This is a genomic window from Mesorhizobium sp. W016 (assembly GCF_054719485.1).
This window is the reverse complement of the sequence record NZ_JBTTIF010000002.1, coordinates 4,402,086-4,422,536: the sequence shown is the minus strand read 5'-3', so window position 1 is coordinate 4,422,536 and position 20,451 is coordinate 4,402,086. Positions and strand designations below refer to the sequence as shown.

The window sequence follows — 20,451 nt, the reverse complement described above, 5'->3', positions numbered from 1 at the left end:
AGGTGGGATCGGATGGCGCCACGGTTTATAGCGAAACAACTGTCCTGGCCGACCGGAATCGGCGGCTGGCTGGTCCGGGCTGGCATGAACCGGGGGAATGCTCGGCTCAATGGCTACGCTCTCAATGAATTGCGACTGGTCCCGGAAGATCGTGCCGTGGAGGTCGGTTTCGGCGGCGCAGTTTTACTGCCGCAACTTCTCCGTGGGGCAGCATTCGTTTGCGGTGTGGATCGCTCGCAGGATGTCGTGAACGCTGCCTGCCGCCGGTTCGCCGATGCAGTGCGCGCCGGACGAGCCGAGTTCCGAGTCGGGCTAGTCGAGGACTTGCCCTTGCCGGATAGCACATTCGACAAGGCTCTCAGCGTCCACACAGTGTACTTCTGGCAAAGCCTTAGAGCTGGATCCGCAGAGCTCGCTCGCGTCCTCAAACCAGGCGGTCGCGTCGTGCTGGGCTTCCTCCCGAAGGCGCATATGGATCGGATGAACATGCCGGCCGATATTTTTACACCTCGCGAGCCGGATGAGGTCATTGCTGCCTTGCGAGATGCAGGGTTCAGCGACCCTGAAGTGCGGAGACCGAGCACGGAAACCGCATGGCTCGTTGTGACAGGCATGCGAAGATAAGTTTCGGCGCCAGATGCAAAAAACCCGCCGACCAAGGCCAGCGGGCTCACTGGCCTATTTTCCCATCATCATCGCAGCTTTGCAGAAATTTTCATGGGCCTTCGCAATATCTGCGTCAGCGCAGTCCTTCATCACCGCGTCCTTGTCCTCCTGAGACATAGCCGACCAAGCGGTTTTCGCTTCGGCCTCAGACTTCATGGTCTTCATGCTGCTGTCCGTGAAGAAAGGAGACATTTTTGCAGGATCGTCGAGCGCAGACGTGCCAGTGGAACTGCCGGCAAAGGCCGATCCGGTCATAAGGGCAAATGTCGCGCCGAGAATGATCATTTTGGAATTCATCGAAATTCCTCCTAGGACAAACTGCTTGAATGCAGCCGTGCTAATTCAACGCTGGCGGGTAGAAAGGGTTTCCAGCCAAATTGAAAATTGTAAAAATTGCTACCGATAGTCCGTCGTCAACCTAGGAGGAATTGGCCCGCAAGTTCGGTCAGGGCGGCCGGCGGCCACCATCGATGCTGCAATTGCCCTGGCCGGTTGCCATTGCCTGCTAACGAGCGCACACTGTTGCGGTCGCCTCGAAAAACCAAAAACAAACAGGCACGAGGCGCTTGGGAGCGATCATCAGGCTTTCGCCCGACCAGGGAGAAGGCCCATGCCGACACCGGCAGAAATCCGGCTCATTTATTTGATGGGCCAACTCGCTCACAACCAGAGCATCGTTTCCAAGCAAGATATAGTCGTTGGTTTGCTGAATCACGAAGGCAGTCCAACGATCGACGCCATTAGCCTTTTGGCGAGCATGCACCACACTCTGCAACGGACCCGCCAGAGCTTACACGAGGCGGAAGCGGCATATCGAGTCAGAAATGCGGAGTAGTGAAAAAGCCCAACGCGCGTACACAGCCGCAGAGTTCGCCGAGAAACACGGTTTGACCGTGAAGGCAGCCGAAATCATCCTGTCCGTGAACGGCTCCTCACGTGTCGCTTGCGATGCAGCAGCACGCGCATTCAAAGAAGCGGTAGCGCACCGACAACACAGCAGTGACGTGGAACGATGAAAAGCCCGCCGACGGGGGTTAGCGGGCTTGTGCAGGAATGGCCCGCGCCTGCTTCCGAGGCTGCGCGGGCCGACCATGACGAGTGGAGAGGACATCTTGGTCACCGGCAGGAATCGCTGAAGAACGAGCCGGGTGCGACCGAACAGCCTCGGAGCGGGAATGTTCCCGGCTCACGCAAAAAGCCCGCCAGCATCGCCGGCGGGCAATTGGTCTGGAGTGCGCCGGGATCGCCCCGGCATAGGTCAACGAGTGGCGGAGGTCTTGGGGGCAGTTAGGCCTTCGCCTTTCTGTTGTCCGAGCGGGTCACCTCGACCTCAACAGCTCTGATCGGGCGGTTCTTTGATAATCGGCTAGATGGCTCGCTAGCTTGCTTGCCATCAATCGGGAACAACATTTCTGTCTGCCCTTCAGCCCTTTTGCGCGATTTCTTCGGCGCTGCAGATACTGATTGGCGTCCAGCCTCAGGCATGTCGATCATGCCGGGCAAATCAACAGGATTGGTTCGAAAGAGCATGTCAACGGTAAGAATTTGCAACTTTGCAACCCGTTTAGAAGCGGGACCGACATCTCGTTCCGAAGCGGCTTCCTTCACCATCGCCGGAGTTGGAGGATCAAGACATACCAGAACGCCAATCTCTGCGCCTTCGCGCTGCACGACAGACTTAAGCTTATGAATTGCATCGACGCCGACATGCAACCCACCCTTCACGGAGACAACAGCTCGATTTGGCTGCTCAATCCCGACACGGTGATACCGGATGATTCCGTCAATCCCACCGTCTGCACCGGGGCGATCCTTAGGAATGCCGCCGAGTGAGAAAACGGCCCACTTCTGAAACTCCAACCAATCTCGACCGGCCAGCGCTCTCGCGTCATTTGCATCCCTTGGTCGTCCAAAGATTTTGTACCTGTCTTTGATCCTAGCGCCGAATGATTTAACGAGCCGACCTTCGATGACGTGAATTGCTAAATAGGTAACATCTATTCCAATCCATTTTCTTCCTAACGTCTCTGAGGCCTCGATCGCGGTCCCACACCCACAAAACGGATCCAAAACAACGTCGCCTTTATTGGAGGAAGCCAGAATAATGCGCTCCAGCAGCGCTAGCGGCTTTTGTGTCGAGTAGCCCAGACGTTCATTGCCGGCAGGGTTGATCTTATCAATGTCATCCCAAATGTCGCTGACGGCCAACCCCTTCAACTCATCGCGATATCTCTTGATCTGCGGCCAGCCGCCACCGGGCGGCCAATAGAGTTTGCTCGCAGCGTCAAGAGCCTCAAGATTCTCGGTCGTAAACTTCCAATGCGCACCCTTGGCGGCCGGGTCATACCCGCGCCATGCTTGACCAGACGAGCCTTGGCGCGTGCCGGCGGCGGTCAGGCTATTGCGCCAATACAAGCGGCCATCCCCGTCCTGATATTTATAGTATTTATCGAGGTAGTCCTCGGCATAGTCGGTGCGAGGGTTCGTCCACGTAAAGAGGCCGCTTTTGCTATAGAAAAACAGCACATCGTGAACCGGTCCGTAGCGTTTTGCGCTGTTGTGCGCGCTGTGTCTCTTCCAGATAATCTCGTTCTGGAATCGGTCTGGTCCAAAAATCGCATCTAGAATCAATTTCAAATAGTGGCTCGCTGTCGGGTCACAGTGCAAATATAGCGAACCCGTCGAATTCAGCACGCGACGCATCTCGATCAATCGCACGGTCATCATGGCCAGATACGCCATCATGTTGCTGTTTCCAAAAACCTTTTGGAACGCGTCTAGGAGAGACCCCGCTTCAAGATGTCTCTCGGCTGTCTCATCAATTGCGCGCTGCGCATCGCGTCCCCATTTCCATGTGTCTTCGAACGCATGGGACTGAGCTTGGGAAGGACCGCCCCGCTTCGTTCCATAAAGAACATTATAATTTGCGTTGGAATTGAAAGGTGGATCCAGGTAGATCAAATCAATTGACTCTGCTGACATACCTCGCAGCACGTCAAGATTATCGCCGAAGTGAAGCTCATTCATAGCTTGCGTCCCCGGCAACAGATTTGCACACGATCGTTAAATATTTGAGAAGTTGGAGTGCATCGACTATTGCTGGAGCGCCACCCCGCTCCACTCCCCCTGCAGCGCGGCTTTCGCTCATCCGCCCCGCAGCACGCGCCAGATCAGACCGGCTCTTGCAACAAAGCCAACTGGTATTTGCAGAATTGTTCTTTGGCGCGAAAGCTGGATTGTCACAAGGATGGTAAACCTTGTGAGCTTTAGGCTGAACCTTGCGGCTCGCCAGTTCGAACAACGCACCAAAAGGCAGCTATCGCCTTGCCATTGGCAGAGGCGTCAACGACCTCTATAACGCTATTGAGCGAACGCTCAGGGCGTGAGAACCCCGTCAGGTGGCGGCACCAGTGCTGCCGATATCCGCACTCTCCGACCAAGGTCGGGGAGGCATACGTGTATGTCCAGGGCGAAAGCCTAAAGGCGTATGCGGCCTTCCACCTGAAGGCTTCTCAACTCCCCGATCTGGTCAAAGGGGAGACCACATGAAAAATCTCGTTTTCGCATTAGTTGGCCTCGCGGCCGCAATTTTCGTCGCCGAGTTCGTCTGGACATCAGCGTCAGGTGCCTACCGAAGTTCGGTATCTGAAAAGCAGGCTAAAAAGGATGAGTTTGATCACATCGTGCTGGAACGGACGATCCTACTCTGCAAACAGTCAGGATACGATCCGGCAGCGTCTTTCTGCCAATCTGCGAGGGCTACGTGCCTTAAGGACGCGGCGCGGTTTCCCGATCTCTGTTAATTGCTGTCTGCGCTCAGATATGGCCGTGTGGATATTGTCGATCCGCGAGCTCGCCGACAAACTTCGGGCGACACCGCGCTGATCGTTACTGCCCGAGAATCGAAGGGCTCACCGGCTTCTGGCGTTCCCTACTTTTCCTGTGACACTCCGCAGGTCGATGTGGCATAAGGCGACATTGGGGGGCTGCGGATGTCTTTGGAACTACGGTACAAGTTGATTTTTGAGGGTGGAGATGCCGACAACAATCGCTTGCCGGCGCATGAGGGGTCTTCTTCTTTAGAAGGGGTGTCCTGGTCAGTTTCGTTGCTCGCACATTACGTCGCCACTGGTGCAATCCGCACAAGAGGGGAACTCTCGCCAAAGGTTCGAGTTTTTATATCTCCCGCACGGCAGGGCAGTTTTATCACCGATCTATGGGTGGTTGCCACGGAGCCAAATAACCTCTGGATGACGACTATCCTTGGCTCTTATGCTGTCGGGACGATCGGCCAGATGGCGAACTCGCTAATAGTGACCAGTGTCAAGGAAGTATGCGGCATCATAAACCGCGTTACAACGAAGGAAGAGCGTTGGCTCAACGGTTTGCCGTCTGGCGATCGAGAAGCTCTCGTGGACAAAATAGAACCTTCGATGAAGCGAGCTCACGCGGTGATAGGCGAAGGCGCTGAAACGCTTGTGATCCGCAAGGGTTACACTCCGTTAGTCACCCTAGATCATCTGACTAAGGCATATGTGAATGCTGACTTGTTCGGCGAGGAGCTGACCAAGACAGTCAGCATTGGAGCATTCAACGCCAATTCTGGAAACGGACGGCTATATCTTCCTGAAGTGGGGAAGACGGTCCCGTTCTTCGTTGAGAAGGGGTTGGATCAAGGCACTTATGCCGCCTTGAGCCATAGCTTAGATTCCTACGTCAACAACGTCCCCAGCATGGTTGATATCGTGGCAACCGAGGTGCTTGCCAACGATGGCCGGATAAAACGTCTCTTGATCAAAAGGGCCTACAAGCGGCCATAAGCCCTATTTCTCGGACGAGCAATCTGACTCTGTTCAACGGGTTCTCAGCGATTCAACGTTGAAGGATGCGAACGGGCGGGTTCTCAACGATTTCGAGCAACGCTGCCATGTCAGGCGCAGCCCCATAGTGCGTCAGCAAGATCCCGCATTGTCTCTGATTGAAGCGCCGTGCGGACGCCGAGAGATTTATCTGATTTGATTCGACCATCTCAAAAGGCCGGCGCGATTCGGGCCGGCATTCTAGGAGGCGAGAAATGATAGGACTCGACCCGGACGCAATTCGAGAAGCGATGATTTTCTTCCCTTATGCGAGTGAAAAGACGATAGCGGCGATCGAATGCGGGCAGGAATTTGTCCATTACTGCGACGGCAATGCTGGCCTGTCCATGATCCAGAACAAAGAGGTCTGGCTTAGGAATACCACATGGATGAATGACCTCTCAGAAATCCGCTACGGAACGGCACTTCTTGTAGGCGCCTACAATGGGGATAGAGGGAAGGATTTGAGAGAGGCGTTGAACGCTGAATGGCCTGGGTTCACAGAAGAGTTTGAACGCATTTTCTCGTCCTGGATCGACCATTGGCAGCAAGAGACATATATCGCCTGTCTAACGGAGAAACTGCCAAAGGAAGACAAAATTGGAAGGCTTTCAATGTGGAGGGCCTACGGGAAAGGAAGTTCACCCATTGCGTTCGTGATAAACGGTGGACCGCTCTTGAGGCCCTCCGATGCCGTGGGAGCTTATTCCAGCCCGGTGGCATACCTGGATCAGGACGATTTTAACAACGAGTTCAGCAAGATGGTCGCGAACATAATCGGCAATCTGGATTTCTTAAGGGGGAAAGGCAGAGACCGCGTTTTCAACCACCTTTTCGCGGCATTCAGATACGCGATTATATGCACCAAGCACCCTTCATTCTATGAGGAGCGAGAGTGGCGGGTCGTCTACCAGCCAACCTTTGAACCTTCGGAACGAATGGTTGAGGATACGAAGGTCATCAGCGGTGCGCCTCAACGGATATTCAAGATACCAATGAGGGATTACCCCGATGAGGGATTCTTCGGCGCGACACTTCCGGACCTTTTGGTTCGAATAATAATTGGACCTGGCCCTGATGCGGCTAGTCTTCAACGCGAGTTCGTACATTTTTTGCAAAAGGAAAGTGTTCCGGACCCGCTGCAAAAAGTCGTAATTTCGAACGTGCCATTGAGGACCTAAACTAGTATTTTGAGCGGCGCTTTTGGCAGTCACCAATTGAAGGGACCGAACGAATGACATTTATCGACGCTGTGCGCCAGATCAGGAGGCGGTTTCCGGAATCTGTCGTTCAAGGTGATGATCGATCGACTGTCGCCAAAACGCCTGATGGCGGCGTCCTACTGGCAACCATTGACCATCCGGAAGGATGGCACAATGACGTGACGCTTCGCCTTGGAGCAGCAAACTCAAAATAGGGAAGAGTTTTGGCTGCAGCTCATATTCTGGCTACGCGCAACGCCGCTTTCTGGTCTACGGTGAAGCCGCTACGCCGCCGGCGAAAGTCCTTGAAGGTGTCGTCGACCATGGCGGCCTCGGCCTCGTAAAGGATGTGGCTATACGATAGCCCCGCTATCATCCCCATAAGTTCGCGGGCATGCTCTGGGTTATCCCGAAGGCAGCGCTCTACTGCGGAGTCCAAGATGGGTTTCCAATTCTGGATATCGATGGCGACGGCGTCGCTGGCCTCGCGGCGAAGCCGGGCGAAGATCGTCCGGATATCGAGTTCGCGCATCGAATCCGAATAGGTGAGGCCGCGCCGGCCGGCATCCATCATGAAACGTTCGAAGGGCGCTTGATCATCGCCGGTGATGGCGTCGATTATGTCGGGCAGCTTCGAAAGGATCATGCCGACGCCGCCTAGGATCACGGGCGAGAAAAACAGGAGATCGCTCAGAACCATGGCACGGTCCTTTCCATTTTCACGGTTTGGTGGGTGAGGGGAGCCGGATTCGGCCGAATCTGTTCGCCGCTGTTCGCAGGCGTATATTCGACGGATATTTGATGTATCCGAACAAAACCACAGTAAGTGATTGATTTTGCTGGTACGCCCAAGGGGAATCGAACCCCTGTTACCGCCGTGAAAGGGCGGTGTCCTAACCGCTAGACGATGGGCGCGCTCAGACGAAGCGGCTTATAATTGCGTTGTTGCCAACCGGCAACCCATCAGCCGCCAGATGCGGAAACTTTTTTCAAGAGGGGCAAGAAAAGCCAGTTTGGTGAGCCAGCGCAGGTTTCTGGCCTCGCGTCGTTGCACATCTTTGGATGAACGCGCCGCGCAGTCGTCATCCTATGGTCTGCGCTGCGTCGCTGCGCTCCTTGCTTCGCCATAGGATGACGAAGTCGCGGGTGCCTCGGCTAATCTCGAACGTCGCTGATAGCTAATCGGAAAAAACGGCGGGCTGCTAACAGCCCCTCGGCCCGTTTGCCGAATGGGGATGCTACCCCCGCCGGCGGCAGCGCCAATTCCAGTCGCGCTCGGGGCCGACGTCGACGTGAACGGATTCGGTATGGCAGTAGGTGCCGACGCCGCCGCGGCCGGGCATGGTTCGGATGTAGCTCGCCAGTTCCCATTTGGAGACGCCGGGAACCTGGATGTCGGCGGCGGCGCAATACATGTGCAGCGAATTCTTGGCGCCGTTGGCGCGCCGGTTGCGGGCCGGGTCGCGGTAGCCTGATGTAACCATCATCTTGCGGCCGTAATGGCCTTCGATGGTCTTCAGCACACGCACCAGCGACGGCTTCAGGCAGGCGACGTCGACGCTCTCGTTTTGCTTCAACAGGCCATTGGGCGCCAGCCGGGCGAGGCCGGCGGCGGAAGCCACCTGATAGGCGCCGCCCGAACCCTCGTCCTCGTTCAGGTCGACGTCGCTTTCATCGTCGAGGCCGGATTTGCGCTTGATCTCGAACAGCGCCGTCTGGCGCACGCCGGGCAAGGCATCGCTGCCGGTGATGTGGTTGCTCTCGTTGCCAAGCGAGGCAAGCTGCAAGGGCTTGTCGGCGGAATTGGCTGACGCTAGCGTGATGATCGGCTTTGCCGGGACGGCCTTCTGGGAAGCAACCGCAGGCTGTTCGCCCGAGCGCGAGTTGACCAGCGGAGCAGGTGCCGCCGAGGTTGGCGTGGTGCTGAACAGTGAGGCCAGGAAGCCCTTCTTCGGCGTGTCGATCTGCTGGGGCGCGGCGGTCACGTAGACCTCGTTGGTCGCGGGTGCCGCTGCCGTCGCTTTCGGTGCGGTCACGCCGGCATCGGCGGCGGCGATCTTCTGCGCCACGGCGTCCGTTGCGGCCGCGGTCTGTGCTGACTGCTGCAGCGACTGCGGCGTCTGGCCGACAATGGTTTCGGAGCCGGCGGGAACATTGACCGGGAAGCCGGTGCCGGGCTTGGCCACCGGCACATAGGCGACCTGCTCGGGCAGTGTCGCATCGCCCGCTGCCGTCATCATCATCTGCGGCCCGGTGGATGTGACCTGCACGGTCGAATCGCCCGGCGCCGCAGGGCTGGCGCCGGAAGCCGCGGCGATGTCAGAAGCGGTCGCGTTGTAGCCAGGCATGCCGGCGGACATTGTGGGGTCGCCAGCGGAGGTGCAGGACGCCAGAAGCACGGAGAAAAGCGCTGCCGCTATAGTGCGACCTTCTCTCCCCGCGAGACGCGATCCTACTGATTTCAAAACTAAATTCCCCCTCGGTGTCCGGTCGGCCTGCTATTGGTGCGGCGTCGAAACGTTCACATCCAATAACCTTGTGTTCCCAAACCGGAAACGAGACTTGTGTCAATTCTGCAAGCCTCTGAATTATTTGCTCGTTGGAGGCCAATTGAGGCTTCTTGAAGGTTGACGACACCATTTCGCCCCGTTTTGCCGGCCCGTCAACTCACCAGACATTACATTCCGTTACACACAGGCACCTGCAAAAGGTGCCGGCCGTTACACGCGGACCTTCACATAGGTGCCGGGGGCATCACCCAGGGTTTTCATATGCTTGCCCGGTTTGCGGGCCGGAACGAGGGTGTCGTCCTGGGTTTCGATCCAGTGCTGCCAGTGCGTCCACCAGGAGCCGGGATGCTCCACCGCCGAGGCGAGCCACTGGTCAAAATCGCCTGTCGGTTTGCCGCCGGTCCAGTACTGGTATTTCTTGGCTGCCGGCGGGTTGACGACACCGGCAATGTGGCCGGAACCAGCCATCACAAACTCGACGTCGCCGCCGAAATATTGCGAGCCGAGAAACACCGAAAGGGCCGGCGCGATGTGATCTTCCTTCGACGCCAGGTTGTAAACCGGGATGGTGACGTCGGCCAGCGACAAAGTGCGGCCGGCGAGTTCCATCACGCCACGCGTCAGATTGTTCTCGAGATAACAGTTGCGCAGGTAGAAGGAGTGGTTGGCGGCCGCCATGCGGGTGGAATCGGCGTTCCAGTAGAGCAGGTCGAAGGGAAGGGGATCCTTGCCGCGCATGTAATTGTTGATGACATAAGGCCAGATCAGGTCGCCCGAGCGCAGCATGTTGAAGGCGGTCGCCATCTTGGTGCCGTCGAGGTAGCCCTTTTCGTTCATCGATTTCTCGACCGCTGCCACCTGGTCCTCGTCGACGAAGACTTTCAGGTCGCCGGCATGGGTGAAGTCGACCTGCGTGGTGAAGAAGGTCGCCGATTTGACGCGGTTGTCGCCTTCCTGTGCCAGCAGTGCGAGTGCGGCCGCCAGCAGCGTGCCGCCGACGCAATAGCCGATGGCGTTGACCTCTTTCTCGCCGGTCGCCTTCTCGATCGTGTCGAGGCCGTATTGCAGGCCCTCCCGTATGTAAGCTTCCCAGCCCTTGGCGCCGTGCCGCTCGTCGGGATTGATCCAGGAGATGACGAACACGGTATGGCCTTGCTCGATCGCCCAGCGGATGAAGGACTTTTGCGGGTTGAGATCGAGGATGTAGAACTTGTTGATCCAGGGCGGGCAGATCAGCAGCGGGCGCTTGAGCACCGTCTCCGTCGTCGGATCGTACTGGATGATTTCGGCGACATCGCTGCGGCCGACCACCTTGCCGGGAGATGTCGCGACGTTCTTGCCGATCTCGAAGGGCGAATAGTCAGCTTGTCTCAGCTTCAGGTCGCCCTTGCCGGCGGCGATGTCTTCGGCCAGCATCTTCATGCCGCGCACCAGGTTTTCTCCATTCGAGGCGACGGTTTCTCGAAACAGCTCCGGATTGGTCAGGATGAAGTTCGACGGCGAGATGGCATTGGACACCTGCTTGACGTAGAAGCTCGCCTTGTGGCGGGTGTGGTCGTCGAGGCCTTCGGCGTGCTCGACCAGGTCGGCCGCCCAGCGCGAGGTGACGAGATAGGCCTGTTTGAGGAAATCGAAGAAAGCGTTGCGACCCCATTCGGGGTCTTGAAAACGCTTGTCGCCGCGCTCGGGCTTGACCGCATCGTCCGGCGCTTCGGCATTCGGGCTAACCTTCTGGATGGCGTTGCCCCAGACCGTCATGTAGCCGGCGAACAGTCGCGTCTGCGCTTCCAGCGCGCGTTGCGGGTCGGCCAGCCAATATTCGCTGAGCTTGGAAAAGGTTTTGACCATGTCGACCACGGGTTCGGCGACATGATCGCGCACCTCGCCTTTTTCGCGCGGCTCGGCCCAGGCCGAGGCGGCTTTGCCGGCCTGTTCGACCATACGCGCCATGTTCAACGCGAAGCGTTCCGGGTCTTTCACCAGATATTGCTCGACGGTCGAAGATTGATCATCTTCCGCTTTGCTCCAATCAGGTGTTTTGGACATGGCTCGCGGGGTTCCTCCCGAGGCGTTTTCTTGACATATTATCATGGGACATCTGACCGGGTCCAATGCGCTGTACCCCGGCTGCCAGGAAAACAATATGACGATTAACACCGGCGAGACCATTTTTTCGGGGGCAGGCCGCTTTTGCCGCGTCGCGGTTGCAATCGCCTGTCTGACGCCAGGGCTGCTGGCGGCAAGTGGCTGCACGAGCGCCAACACCGGCAACGGGATGAATGTCGGCCTGACCCAGGGCGCGCAGGACACCGGCTCTTATCCCAATCTCAACATCCCACCGCAGGTGGCGGCAAAGCAGCTCACCCCTGAGGAGACGCAGGCCAAGCTTGCCCAGTTGAAGGGCGAACAGCAGGGGCAAGTGGCCAAGGGCGGCGGCGGTGCCCCGTCCACCAGCCCGGCGGCGCTGAATTCGCTGGCGAAGAACCATGGCAATGACACGCTGGAGCAGATCGAAGCCAAATGCGATCCCGCCCTCGACCCTACCTGCAAATAAGGCTATATCGCGCGCCGAAAGCGGTCTTTGCCAAGGGCGCCTAGCCAAGCCAACTGTGCTGAAGCCAATCTTAAATCGTCTGGAACTGACATGGAAGAATTTCACAAGGTCCGCCGGCTTCCGCCCTACGTGTTCGAGCAGGTCAACCGGCTGAAGGCCAGCGCCCGTTCGCGCGGCGCTGACATTATCGACCTTGGCATGGGCAATCCCGACCTGCCGACTCCGAAGGCGATCGTCGACAAATTGTGCGAAGTGGTGCGCGATCCGCGCACGCATCGCTATTCCTCCTCGCGCGGCATCCCAGGTCTGCGCCGCGCCCAGGCCGCCTATTATCAGCGCCGTTTCGGCGTGAAGCTCAATCCCGACACGCAGGTGGTGGCGACGCTCGGTTCGAAGGAAGGCTTCGCCAATATGGCGCAGGCGATCACCGCGCCGGGCGACGTGATCCTGTGCCCCAACCCGACCTATCCGATCCATGCTTTCGGCTTCATCATGTCGGGCGGCGTCATCCGTTCGCTGCAGGTCGAGCCGGATGACGGCTTCATCCCGGCGCTCGAGCGCGGTGTCCGTCATTCGATCCCGAAGCCACTGGCATTGATCCTCAACTATCCGTCGAACCCGACGGCGCTGGTCGCCTCGCTCGATTTCTACAAGGACGTGGTCGCCTTCGCCAAGAAGAACGACATCATCATCCTGTCGGACCTTGCCTATTCGGAGATCTATTTCGACGGCAATCCGCCGCCTTCGGTGCTGCAAGTGCCGGGCGCCATCGATGTCTGCGTCGAGTTCACCTCGATGTCGAAGACCTTCTCCATGCCCGGCTGGCGCATGGGCTTTGCCGTCGGCAATGAGCGGCTGATCTCGGCGTTGACGCGGGTGAAGTCCTATCTCGACTACGGCGCCTTCACGCCGATCCAGGTGGCGGCGGCGCATGCGCTGAATGGCGACGGCGCCGACATCGCCGAAGTGCGCGAGGTCTATTTGAAGCGCCGCGACGTCATGGTCGACGCCTTCAGCCGCGCCGGCTGGACCATTCCGGCACCGGCTGCCTCGATGTTCGCCTGGGCGCCGATCCCGGAGCCGTTCAAGCATCTCGGCTCGCTTGAGTTTTCCAAGCTCCTGATCGAGCACGCCGACGTGGCGGTGGCGCCGGGCATCGGCTTTGGCGAGCATGGCGACGATCATGTCCGCATCGCGCTGGTCGAGAACGAGCACCGGATCCGGCAGGCGGCGCGCAACATCAAGCGCTTCCTGGCGTCCAGCGCCAAGCAGCCGAACAATGTGGTGCCGCTCGCCGCGCATCGCTAAAGTCGCCGCACATCTTATTCGAGCAGATTTTTTGAGGGGCGTAGCCGGGCATGGCTGAAGCGTTGCGTGTTGGAATTGCGGGTCTGGGTACGGTTGGCGCCTCGGTGGCGCGCGTGCTGCGCGACAAGGCAGCGGAGCTGACGCGCCAGTGCGGACGCGATGTCATCGTCACGGCCGTTTCCGCGCGCGATCCCAAGCGCGACCGTGGCGTCGACCTCAGCGCCGCCAAATGGTTCGACGATCCGATCAACATGGCTCAGGCCGCCGATATCGACGTCTTCGTCGAACTGATCGGCGGCGACGAAGGGGCAGCGCGCGCGTCGGTCAAGGCAGCACTTGAAGCCGGACGTCATGTCGTCACCGCCAATAAGGCGCTGTTGGCCAAGCACGGCGTGGCGCTTGCCGAAATCGCCGAGAAGAAGGGCGTGCTGCTCAACTACGAGGCGGCAGTTGCCGGCGGCATCCCGGTCATCAAGACGATGCGCGAGGCGATGGCCGGCAATTCGGTCACCCGCGTCTTCGGCATCCTCAACGGCACCTGTAACTACATCCTGACCCGCATGGAGGCCGAGGGCATTTCCTTCGACGAGTGCCTGAAGGACGCGCAACGGCTCGGCTATGCCGAGGCCGACCCAACCTTCGATATCGAGGGCCATGACACGGCGCACAAACTGTCGATCCTGACCAGCCTGGCCTTCGGCACCAGGATCGCCGCCAACGACATCTACATGGAAGGCATTTCCAATATCAGCCAGGCCGATATCCGCGCCGCGGGCGACCTTGGCTACCGGATAAAATTGCTCGGCGTCGCGCAGCGCACCGACAGCGGCATCGAGCAGCGAGTGCACCCGACCATGGTGCCGACCGCGTCGGTGATCGCACAGGTGCATGGCGTCACCAATGCGGTGGCCATCGAAACCGACATTCTGGGCGAGCTGCTGCTCTCCGGCCCCGGTGCCGGCGGCAACGCCACCGCGTCCGCCGTGGTCGGCGATATCGCCGACATTGCCAAGAGCCGGCCGGGCTTCCAGCACGGTCCGGTGTTCGGCCTGCCGGCCAAGGAACTGCGGCCCTACAAGAAGGCGCAGATGCGCAGCCATGCCGGCGGCTATTTCATCCGACTGACCGTGCACGACCGCATCGGCGTCTTCGCCGCGATCGCCAAGCGCATGGCCGACAACGACATTTCGCTGGAATCGATCGTCCAGCATGCCGTCAGCGGCGAGACGGACGCGCAAAAGACGGTGATCCTGGTTACCCACGAGACCACGGAAGCGGCCGTGCGCAAGGCTGTCGACGGCATCACCAAGGACGGCCACCTCACAGACAAGCCGCAGGTTATCCGCATTGAACGCGCTGGTTAGGTCAAGTCATTTTTCTCCTTAACCGATTGATATTCCTGTTGAAAAGTGGTTCGGACGCCATAATGTTCTATCTCTTTGATTTGGAGCCGGATTGAGATTTCAGGTCGAACCCACTAGTCATCATCGGGCTCTGGCGGAGGCATGAGCCGCGAGGTCAAGGCGCTTCTCCAGGATGTGGAAAAGTTGAGACTTTCCTGTTTAGCCGTCGCATATTGCCGGAAATGACAATCTATAGATTACGCCTCCTATGACGGGCGACAAACGCCTCTTCCTCGATGTCAGGCAGTCGGCGACCGGTGTTTCCTGGGAACACCGTTTGAGCGATCGGCAGGACATGACCGCGGTGGCCATAGCGCAGGGCCACGGCGTGCCCGACATTGTGGCGCGCGTGCTCGCCGGGCGCGGCGTCACCGCCGACCAGGCCGAGCGCTTCCTCGATCCGACGATCCGCAATCTGTTGCCGGATCCGGCTTCGCTGACCGACATGGGCAAGGCTGCGGCCCGCATCGCCGAAGCGGTCATGGCCAAGGAGAAGGTGGCAATCTTCGGCGACTACGATGTCGACGGCGCCGCCTCTTCGGCGTCGCTCAAGCGCTTCCTGACCCATTTCTCGGTGCCTTCGGAGATCTACATTCCCGACCGCATCTTCGAGGGCTACGGCCCCAATCCGGAGGCTATGCGCGAACTGGTCTCGCGCGGCGCGACGCTGATCGTCACCGTCGATTGCGGCACCAACAGCGCTGTCTCCATCGATGCCGCCAAGGCCGCAGGCGCCGATGTGGTGGTGCTCGACCACCATCAGGTCGGCGGCCCGCTGCCGGAGGCGACCGCGGTCGTCAATCCCAATCGCGAGGACGACCTTTCCGGGCAAGGCCATCTGTGCGCCGCCGGTGTCGTCTTCCTCACTCTGGTGCAGACGGCGAGGGTCCTGCGCAGTCGATTGCCCGACGCAGCGCCACCGGACCTGTTGTCGTTGCTCGACTTGGCGGCGCTGGCCACGGTTTGCGATGTGGTGCCGCTCATCGGCGTGAACCGCGCTTTCGTCGTCAAGGGACTGCAGATGGCGCGGCAGCAGAAGAATGAGGGGCTCGCCGCACTTGCGCGGGTGTCCCGCATCGGTGAGCCGATAAGCACCTTTCATCTCGCCTATCTGATTGGGCCGCGCATCAATGCCGGCGGCCGCATCGGCGATGCAGCACTTGGCAGCCGGCTGCTCGCCACCGACGATCCGGTTGAGGCCGGGACCATTGCCGAGACACTCGACCGGCTCAACCAGGAACGCCAGCAGATGGAGCTGGAGATGCTGGCAGCGGCGCGCGCCGAGGCTGACGCCGAACTTGCCGGCGGCAACGGGCCGGCCATCATCGTCACCGCCAGCACCAATTGGCATCCCGGCATTGTCGGCTTGATCGCCTCGCGGCTGAAGGACCATGCGCGGCGGCCGGCCTTCGCCATCGCCTTCAACGCCAATGGCATCGGCACCGGCTCTGGCCGTTCGGTGTCGGGCTTCGATCTCGGACGGCTGGTGCGCGCAGCCGCCGATGCCGGGCTGATCGTCAAGGGCGGCGGCCACGGCATGGCCGCCGGCATCACGGTGGAACGCGCCAAGCTCGGCGAACTCCGTGCTTTCTTCGAGGAGCGCGCGGCGACCGAAGTGTTCCGGCTGCAGGACGAAGAAAGTCTGGCCGTCGACGGCGCGCTCGCCGCCGAGGGCGCGACGATTGCTTTGCTCGATGCATTGGAAAAGGCCGGGCCTTTCGGCGCCGGCCATGTCGCGCCGGTGTTCGCGCTGCCGCGCCATCGGCTGGCCGACGCGCGGGCCGTCGGCACCAACCACATCCGGGCTGATCTGCAGTCGGAAAGCGGCGGCCGCATCCAGGGCATCGCCTTTCGATCCGTCGATACCGCGCTGGGCGAATTCCTGTTCAAGAACAGGGGCAACACGATCCATGTAGCCGGCTCGCTGTCGGGGAATTATTGGAACGGCAACCGCACGGTGCAGTTCCGCATCACCGATGCGGCCAAAGCCTGACATTGCCTAATTGGTTTAAGCGAGGACCGTCTGCAGCCGCTTCAACTCGCTGATCTGCGCCATCGTCGCCTGGTAACCGACGCTGATCGCCTCATCCGCGCGGTGGAATTCGGTCAAGCCGATATGGCTGAGTTTCGGTTGCAGCGACATGTCGGGCGGATCGCCCGCCAGCCTCGCGCGTGAAATCCGGTCCTGGATGATGTTGAAGGCTTCGACCATGACGCCGGTGATGCCGAGACGGCTCTGGTGCGGCTGGTGGTCGGGGCTGGCCTGGCCTGGCCGGGGCGCGTCCTTCTCGATGAGCAGTTCGCCGGCGCTGTGCTTGATGACGGCGGCGCGGCCGAACAGATCGTAGTGAAGGTTGACCGCGACGACCAGCGGCTGCTCGTAGGCGCGGCAGACCGAAACCGGAACCGGGTTGACCAGCGCGCCGTCGACCAGAATGCGGCCGTTGCAATTCACCGGTTCGAACACGCCGGGCAGCGCATAGGAAGCCCGCATCGCGGTGATCAGCGAACCGCTGGACAGCCAGATCTCATGGCCGGTGCGAATTTCGGCGCCAACGGCGACGAAGGGTTTCGTCAGATCCTCGAAGCGGATGCCTGCCATGTGCTCGCGCAGCCTGACGTCCAGTTTCATGCCGCCGAACAGGCCGCTGCCGCGCAGATTGAGATCGAGCAGGCCGAAGATGCGCCGCTTGGTCAGGCTGCGGGCGAACTCCTCGAGTTCGTCCAGCTTGCCGGCGAGATAGCAGCCGCCAACCAGCGCGCCGATCGAGGTGCCGGCGATCATTGAGACTTCGATGCCGGCTTCGTCGAGCGCGCGCAGCACGCCAATGTGCGCCCAGCCGCGTGCGCAGCCGCCGCCCAGCGCGAGCGAAATGCCTGTCTTGCCCGCGGGTTGCGGGTCAGGCACGCCGCCGGACGATGAGGGGCCATTGGCCTCCCGCACGTCCGGTCTGCTACGCAATGACGCCCACTCGAGCATCATGATCTCCCTTGTCCCGCGTCCGTTCTACAGGAAGGACGTTTGAGAATAGTGAATATGAGTGGTTTGCGACTGTTGAATGGTTCACGCGGGCTTCCGATAGGTTTTTTCCGCATCGAACAGCGGCGTGCTGCCATCGTCGGCAAGCGTTGCCTTGCCGCCGATTAGCCCCACCGTCCGATAAAAACATGAACGCCGGCCGGTGTGACAAGTTGCGTCGTGGCCCAACACTTTGACGCGCAACCATATGGCGTCCTGGTCACAATCCGTGAGCATCTCGACGACGGTCTGAAAATTGCCTGATGTTTCGCCCTTCTTCCACAGCGTGCTGCGCGAGCGCGACCAGTAGTGCGCGATGCCGGTTTCGAGCGTCAGCGCCAGCGCCTCGGCATTCATATGCGCGACCATCAGCAGCATACCGTCAGCGGCGTCAGTGACGACGACGGTGACCAGCCCGGCAGCATCGAAACGCGGGGAAAACACCGCGCCTTCTTCGAGGGCCTTCTTGTCTGATGGAGCCTTGGGAAATGTTAGTGCCGACATCGCCGGTCCTTGATCTAGCGATGCCGGCGAGGGGCTTACGCCCCGAGGCCGCGCACCATGGTGACGAAACGGACCTGTTCCTCGGGCGTGTCCTTGAACACGCCGGTGAAGGTCGAGGTCAGCGTGGTGGAGCCCTGCTTGCGGATGCCGCGCATGGCCATGCACATATGCTCAGCCTCGATCATGACGGCGACACCGCGCGGATTGAGCACGTCCTGGATGACGCCGGCGATCTGTGCGGTCATGGCCTCCTGAGTCTGCAGGCGATGGGCGAAGATATCGACCACACGGGCAATCTTGGACAGGCCGACGACCTTGCCGTCCGGGAGGTAGCCGACATGCGCCTTGCCGATGATCGGCACCATGTGGTGCTCGCAATGCGAGTGGAACTGGATATCCCTGACGATGACGAGATCGTCATAGCCGGCGACTTCCTCGAAGGTGCGGCCGAGCTCTTCGGCCGGGCACATGTCATAGCCGTTGAACATTTCGAGAAAGGCCTTGGTGACGCGCTTGGGCGTGTCGATCAGGCCCTCGCGGTCCGGATTGTCGCCGGTCCAGCGCAACAGCGTGCGCACGGCGGCCTCGACCTCGGCTTCGCTCGGCCTGTCGGTGACCGGCCTGTCCAGATAGTCGGAAGGGGGCATGATTTTCTTGATGACGGCATCCATAAAGGCGTCTCCCGTAGTTCCTCTCTCAGGAGGAACGAGTTGAACGGACCACGACCTTTCGGGTGCTGAAAACTCGCCCGGTTTCCAGCCCGCAAGCGGCGTGAACGAAATGGGCAAGGACGATGGCTTTGCGTTGCCTTGTCGATACCCGACTGCCACCATTATATATGGTCGTACGCAGCGAATGAAAGACGGTACAACGGCAATCGCTGTTCGCTTGGCGGCGACGGATTGGAAAAATATGATTGACGACGTCTACAATGCGAAAATTCTGGGTTTTGCCGGAAACATAGCACGCATCGGCCGGCTCGATCATCCGGATGCGAGTGCCAAGGCCCATTCCAAATTGTGCGGCTCGACGGTGACCATCGACCTCAAGATGGACAATGGCGTCGTCACCGATTTCGCGCATGACGTGAAGGCCTGCGCGCTCGGCCAGGCCTCGTCCTCGATCATGGCTCAACATGTCATCGGCGCCAGCGCCGACGAATTGCGGGCGGTGCGCGACACCATGCTGAAGATGCTCAAGGAAAACGGCGCGCCGCCGCAAGGCCGCTTTGCCGATCTGAGATATCTGGAGCCGGTGCGCGACTACAAGGCGCGCCATGCCTCGACCATGCTGACCTTCGATGCGGTCGTCGATGCCATCGGTCAAATCGAGAAGAAACGCGCAGAAGAAGCAGCGTGATGTTGGTACATGACGGCTCCTCCAACAGCCGGTGAATTGTCAAAATTGGGCGCTGAACACGTCGAGGAGCTTCTCACGTAACCGGGCTCATCCCTTGGTTTGCTGCGCCCGTCTGCTTTCGGCAAATTCGCTCCTCACCCAGTCGGCAAATGCCTTGGCCGGTTCGGGCAAATCCTTCAAACTCCTGGCCACCAGCCAGTAGGCGCCGGATGCGACGTCGATGTCGAACGGCTTGATCAGCGCGCCGGACGCAATCTCCTCGCCGATCTGCAAGAGGTCGCCCAGCGCCACGCCGTGGCCGAGCAGGGCCGCCTGCTTCGACAGCGACACATCCGCCAGCATAGGGCCGCGCGCCGGAATGGCGTCGGCAGCGACGCCGGCGGCCTCGAACCAGCGCGCCCAGCCCTGGCGGTTTTCCTCGTGCAGCAGCGTGTAGCGGGCAAGGTCGAGCGGCTTTTCGAGGGCAGGGCCCGATGCCAGCAAGGTGGGCGACAGGACCGGTGAATCGACGGTCGAGGCTAGCCATTCGGCCTCGCTGCGCGGCCATGAGGTGGCGCGCGCGCTGAAGCGCAAGGCGAGTTCGGGCTGATCGCTGCGGAACTCGATCGGCCTTGGGTCGACTTCGAGGGAAACGTCGATATCGGGCCGCAACTGGCTGAAGCGGTTGAGCCGCGGCAACAGCCATACCGAGGCCAGCGACGGCTCGACGCTGACGCGAACCACCGACTGCGCCGGGGCCGCCACCAGGTCCGAAAGCAGCCTGTCGATGTCGTCGAAACTCCTGACCAACTGATCGAGCAGGCGCTGGCCGGCTTCGCTCAGCTCGACGCGACGGTGATGACGGTGGAACAAGGGCTGGCGCAGGAACTGCTCGAGTTCGCGGATCTGCCGGCTGATGGCGGCCTGGGAGACGAACAGCTCCTCGGCGGCCCGGCTAAAGCTCAATTGCCGGCCGGCTGCCTCGAAACTTCGCAATGCCGTCAGGGGCAGCCGTCCGCGCTTCATTTCGCATAACCCGAAGTTATCTGAACCGGAAATTATACTCGTTTGAAGGCGAAGGCCAGCGG

General features: G+C 60.0%; 20 protein-coding genes and 1 tRNA gene. 11 read left to right on the top strand and 10 right to left on the bottom strand.

All coding sequences use genetic code 11. The annotated features are described in order from the left end of the window. Positions 1-12 precede the first annotated feature (12 nt). On the top strand, positions 13-624 hold the full coding sequence (locus tag ACYG9V_RS22015; protein ID WP_352497775.1) for a class I SAM-dependent methyltransferase: 612 nt from the start codon (positions 13-15) through the stop codon (positions 622-624). A gap of 54 nt (positions 625-678) precedes the next feature. Here the strand turns inward: ACYG9V_RS22015 and ACYG9V_RS22010 are convergent, their stop codons facing one another. Then, a complete protein-coding gene (locus tag ACYG9V_RS22010) occupies positions 679-963 on the bottom strand; it encodes a hypothetical protein (RefSeq protein WP_352497774.1) in 285 nt (94 codons plus the stop codon). Positions 964-1,276: 313 nt separating this feature from the next. Here ACYG9V_RS22010 and ACYG9V_RS22005 point away from each other — a divergent pair, with 313 nt between their 5' ends. Continuing rightward, a complete protein-coding gene (locus tag ACYG9V_RS22005; protein ID WP_352497773.1) occupies positions 1,277-1,501 on the top strand; it encodes a hypothetical protein in 225 nt (74 codons plus the stop codon). Positions 1,502-1,953: 452 nt separating this feature from the next. Here the strand turns inward: ACYG9V_RS22005 and ACYG9V_RS22000 are convergent, their stop codons facing one another. Next, positions 1,954-3,693: a DNA methyltransferase gene (locus tag ACYG9V_RS22000; protein ID WP_352497772.1), complete on the bottom strand. Its 1,740-nt coding sequence runs from the start codon at positions 3,691-3,693 to the stop codon at positions 1,954-1,956. A 518-nt stretch (positions 3,694-4,211) separates the two neighbouring features. Between ACYG9V_RS22000 and ACYG9V_RS21995 the strand changes: the two genes are divergently transcribed. The 4 genes from ACYG9V_RS21995 (at position 4,212) to ACYG9V_RS21980 (ending at position 6,942) form a co-directional block, all read left to right on the top strand. Further along, positions 4,212-4,469: a hypothetical protein gene (locus tag ACYG9V_RS21995; protein ID WP_023816223.1), complete on the top strand. Its 258-nt coding sequence runs from the start codon at positions 4,212-4,214 to the stop codon at positions 4,467-4,469. A gap of 189 nt (positions 4,470-4,658) precedes the next feature. Next, positions 4,659-5,486 (top strand): DUF7946 domain-containing protein, encoded by an 828-nt coding sequence (locus ACYG9V_RS21990; protein ID WP_155929728.1) that lies wholly within the window; start codon positions 4,659-4,661, stop codon positions 5,484-5,486. A gap of 254 nt (positions 5,487-5,740) precedes the next feature. After that, positions 5,741-6,706: a DUF2971 domain-containing protein gene (locus tag ACYG9V_RS21985; protein WP_352497771.1), complete on the top strand. Its 966-nt coding sequence runs from the start codon at positions 5,741-5,743 to the stop codon at positions 6,704-6,706. 53 nt (positions 6,707-6,759) lie between these two features. Beyond that, a complete protein-coding gene (locus ACYG9V_RS21980) occupies positions 6,760-6,942 on the top strand; it encodes a hypothetical protein (RefSeq protein WP_352497770.1) in 183 nt (60 codons plus the stop codon). A 20-nt stretch (positions 6,943-6,962) separates the two neighbouring features. On the opposite strand, the gene ACYG9V_RS21975 is transcribed toward ACYG9V_RS21980, so the two are convergent. The 4 genes from ACYG9V_RS21975 to phaC form a co-directional block, all read right to left on the bottom strand. Further along, positions 6,963-7,427: a hypothetical protein gene (locus ACYG9V_RS21975; protein ID WP_352497769.1), complete on the bottom strand. Its 465-nt coding sequence runs from the start codon at positions 7,425-7,427 to the stop codon at positions 6,963-6,965. A 140-nt stretch (positions 7,428-7,567) separates the two neighbouring features. Beyond that, positions 7,568-7,642 (bottom strand) — tRNA-Glu (locus ACYG9V_RS21970). Between the two features lie 323 nt (positions 7,643-7,965). Continuing rightward, positions 7,966-9,087 (bottom strand): D-Ala-D-Ala carboxypeptidase family metallohydrolase, encoded by a 1,122-nt coding sequence (locus tag ACYG9V_RS21965; protein ID WP_245261858.1) that lies wholly within the window; start codon positions 9,085-9,087, stop codon positions 7,966-7,968. Positions 9,088-9,447: 360 nt separating this feature from the next. Further along, a complete protein-coding gene (gene phaC, locus ACYG9V_RS21960) occupies positions 9,448-11,283 on the bottom strand; it encodes a class I poly(R)-hydroxyalkanoic acid synthase (RefSeq protein WP_352765285.1) in 1,836 nt (611 codons plus the stop codon). A gap of 97 nt (positions 11,284-11,380) precedes the next feature. Here phaC and ACYG9V_RS21955 point away from each other — a divergent pair, with 97 nt between their 5' ends. From ACYG9V_RS21955 to recJ, 4 genes are all read left to right on the top strand, one after another. Next, positions 11,381-11,791, top strand: a complete 411-nt coding sequence (locus ACYG9V_RS21955) for a hypothetical protein (protein WP_352765286.1) — start codon at positions 11,381-11,383, stop codon at positions 11,789-11,791. Between the two features lie 90 nt (positions 11,792-11,881). Further along, positions 11,882-13,099: an LL-diaminopimelate aminotransferase gene (locus ACYG9V_RS21950; protein WP_023681615.1), complete on the top strand. Its 1,218-nt coding sequence runs from the start codon at positions 11,882-11,884 to the stop codon at positions 13,097-13,099. A gap of 50 nt (positions 13,100-13,149) precedes the next feature. Then, positions 13,150-14,463, top strand: coding sequence for a homoserine dehydrogenase (locus ACYG9V_RS21945; RefSeq protein ID WP_352765287.1), 1,314 nt, complete (start codon positions 13,150-13,152; stop codon positions 14,461-14,463). A gap of 247 nt (positions 14,464-14,710) precedes the next feature. Next, positions 14,711-16,495 carry a single-stranded-DNA-specific exonuclease RecJ gene (gene recJ / locus ACYG9V_RS21940; protein ID WP_352765288.1) on the top strand — a complete coding sequence of 595 codons (1,785 nt, stop codon included), beginning with the start codon at positions 14,711-14,713 and terminating at the stop codon, positions 16,493-16,495. 15 nt (positions 16,496-16,510) lie between these two features. Here the strand turns inward: recJ and ACYG9V_RS21935 are convergent, their stop codons facing one another. The 3 genes from ACYG9V_RS21935 to folE all read right to left on the bottom strand — a co-directional run bounded on the left by ACYG9V_RS21935 (position 16,511) and on the right by folE (position 18,696). Then, positions 16,511-17,482, bottom strand: a complete 972-nt coding sequence (locus ACYG9V_RS21935) for a patatin family protein (RefSeq protein WP_023667624.1) — start codon at positions 17,480-17,482, stop codon at positions 16,511-16,513. A gap of 84 nt (positions 17,483-17,566) precedes the next feature. Beyond that, the gene (hisI, locus tag ACYG9V_RS21930; RefSeq protein WP_023695458.1) at positions 17,567-18,025 is read right to left on the bottom strand and encodes a phosphoribosyl-AMP cyclohydrolase; all 459 of its coding nucleotides are present in this window, start codon (positions 18,023-18,025) and stop codon (positions 17,567-17,569) included. A 35-nt stretch (positions 18,026-18,060) separates the two neighbouring features. Beyond that, positions 18,061-18,696: a GTP cyclohydrolase I FolE gene (gene folE / locus ACYG9V_RS21925; protein ID WP_023710658.1), complete on the bottom strand. Its 636-nt coding sequence runs from the start codon at positions 18,694-18,696 to the stop codon at positions 18,061-18,063. 241 nt (positions 18,697-18,937) lie between these two features. On the opposite strand from folE, the gene ACYG9V_RS21920 reads away from it, so the two are divergent. Continuing rightward, positions 18,938-19,384: an iron-sulfur cluster assembly scaffold protein gene (locus tag ACYG9V_RS21920; RefSeq protein ID WP_352765289.1), complete on the top strand. Its 447-nt coding sequence runs from the start codon at positions 18,938-18,940 to the stop codon at positions 19,382-19,384. A gap of 87 nt (positions 19,385-19,471) precedes the next feature. Here ACYG9V_RS21920 and ACYG9V_RS21915 read toward each other — a convergent pair whose 3' ends face one another. Beyond that, on the bottom strand, positions 19,472-20,389 hold the full coding sequence (locus ACYG9V_RS21915; protein WP_352765290.1) for a LysR substrate-binding domain-containing protein: 918 nt from the start codon (positions 20,387-20,389) through the stop codon (positions 19,472-19,474). Between the last annotated feature and the right edge of the window lie 62 nt (positions 20,390-20,451).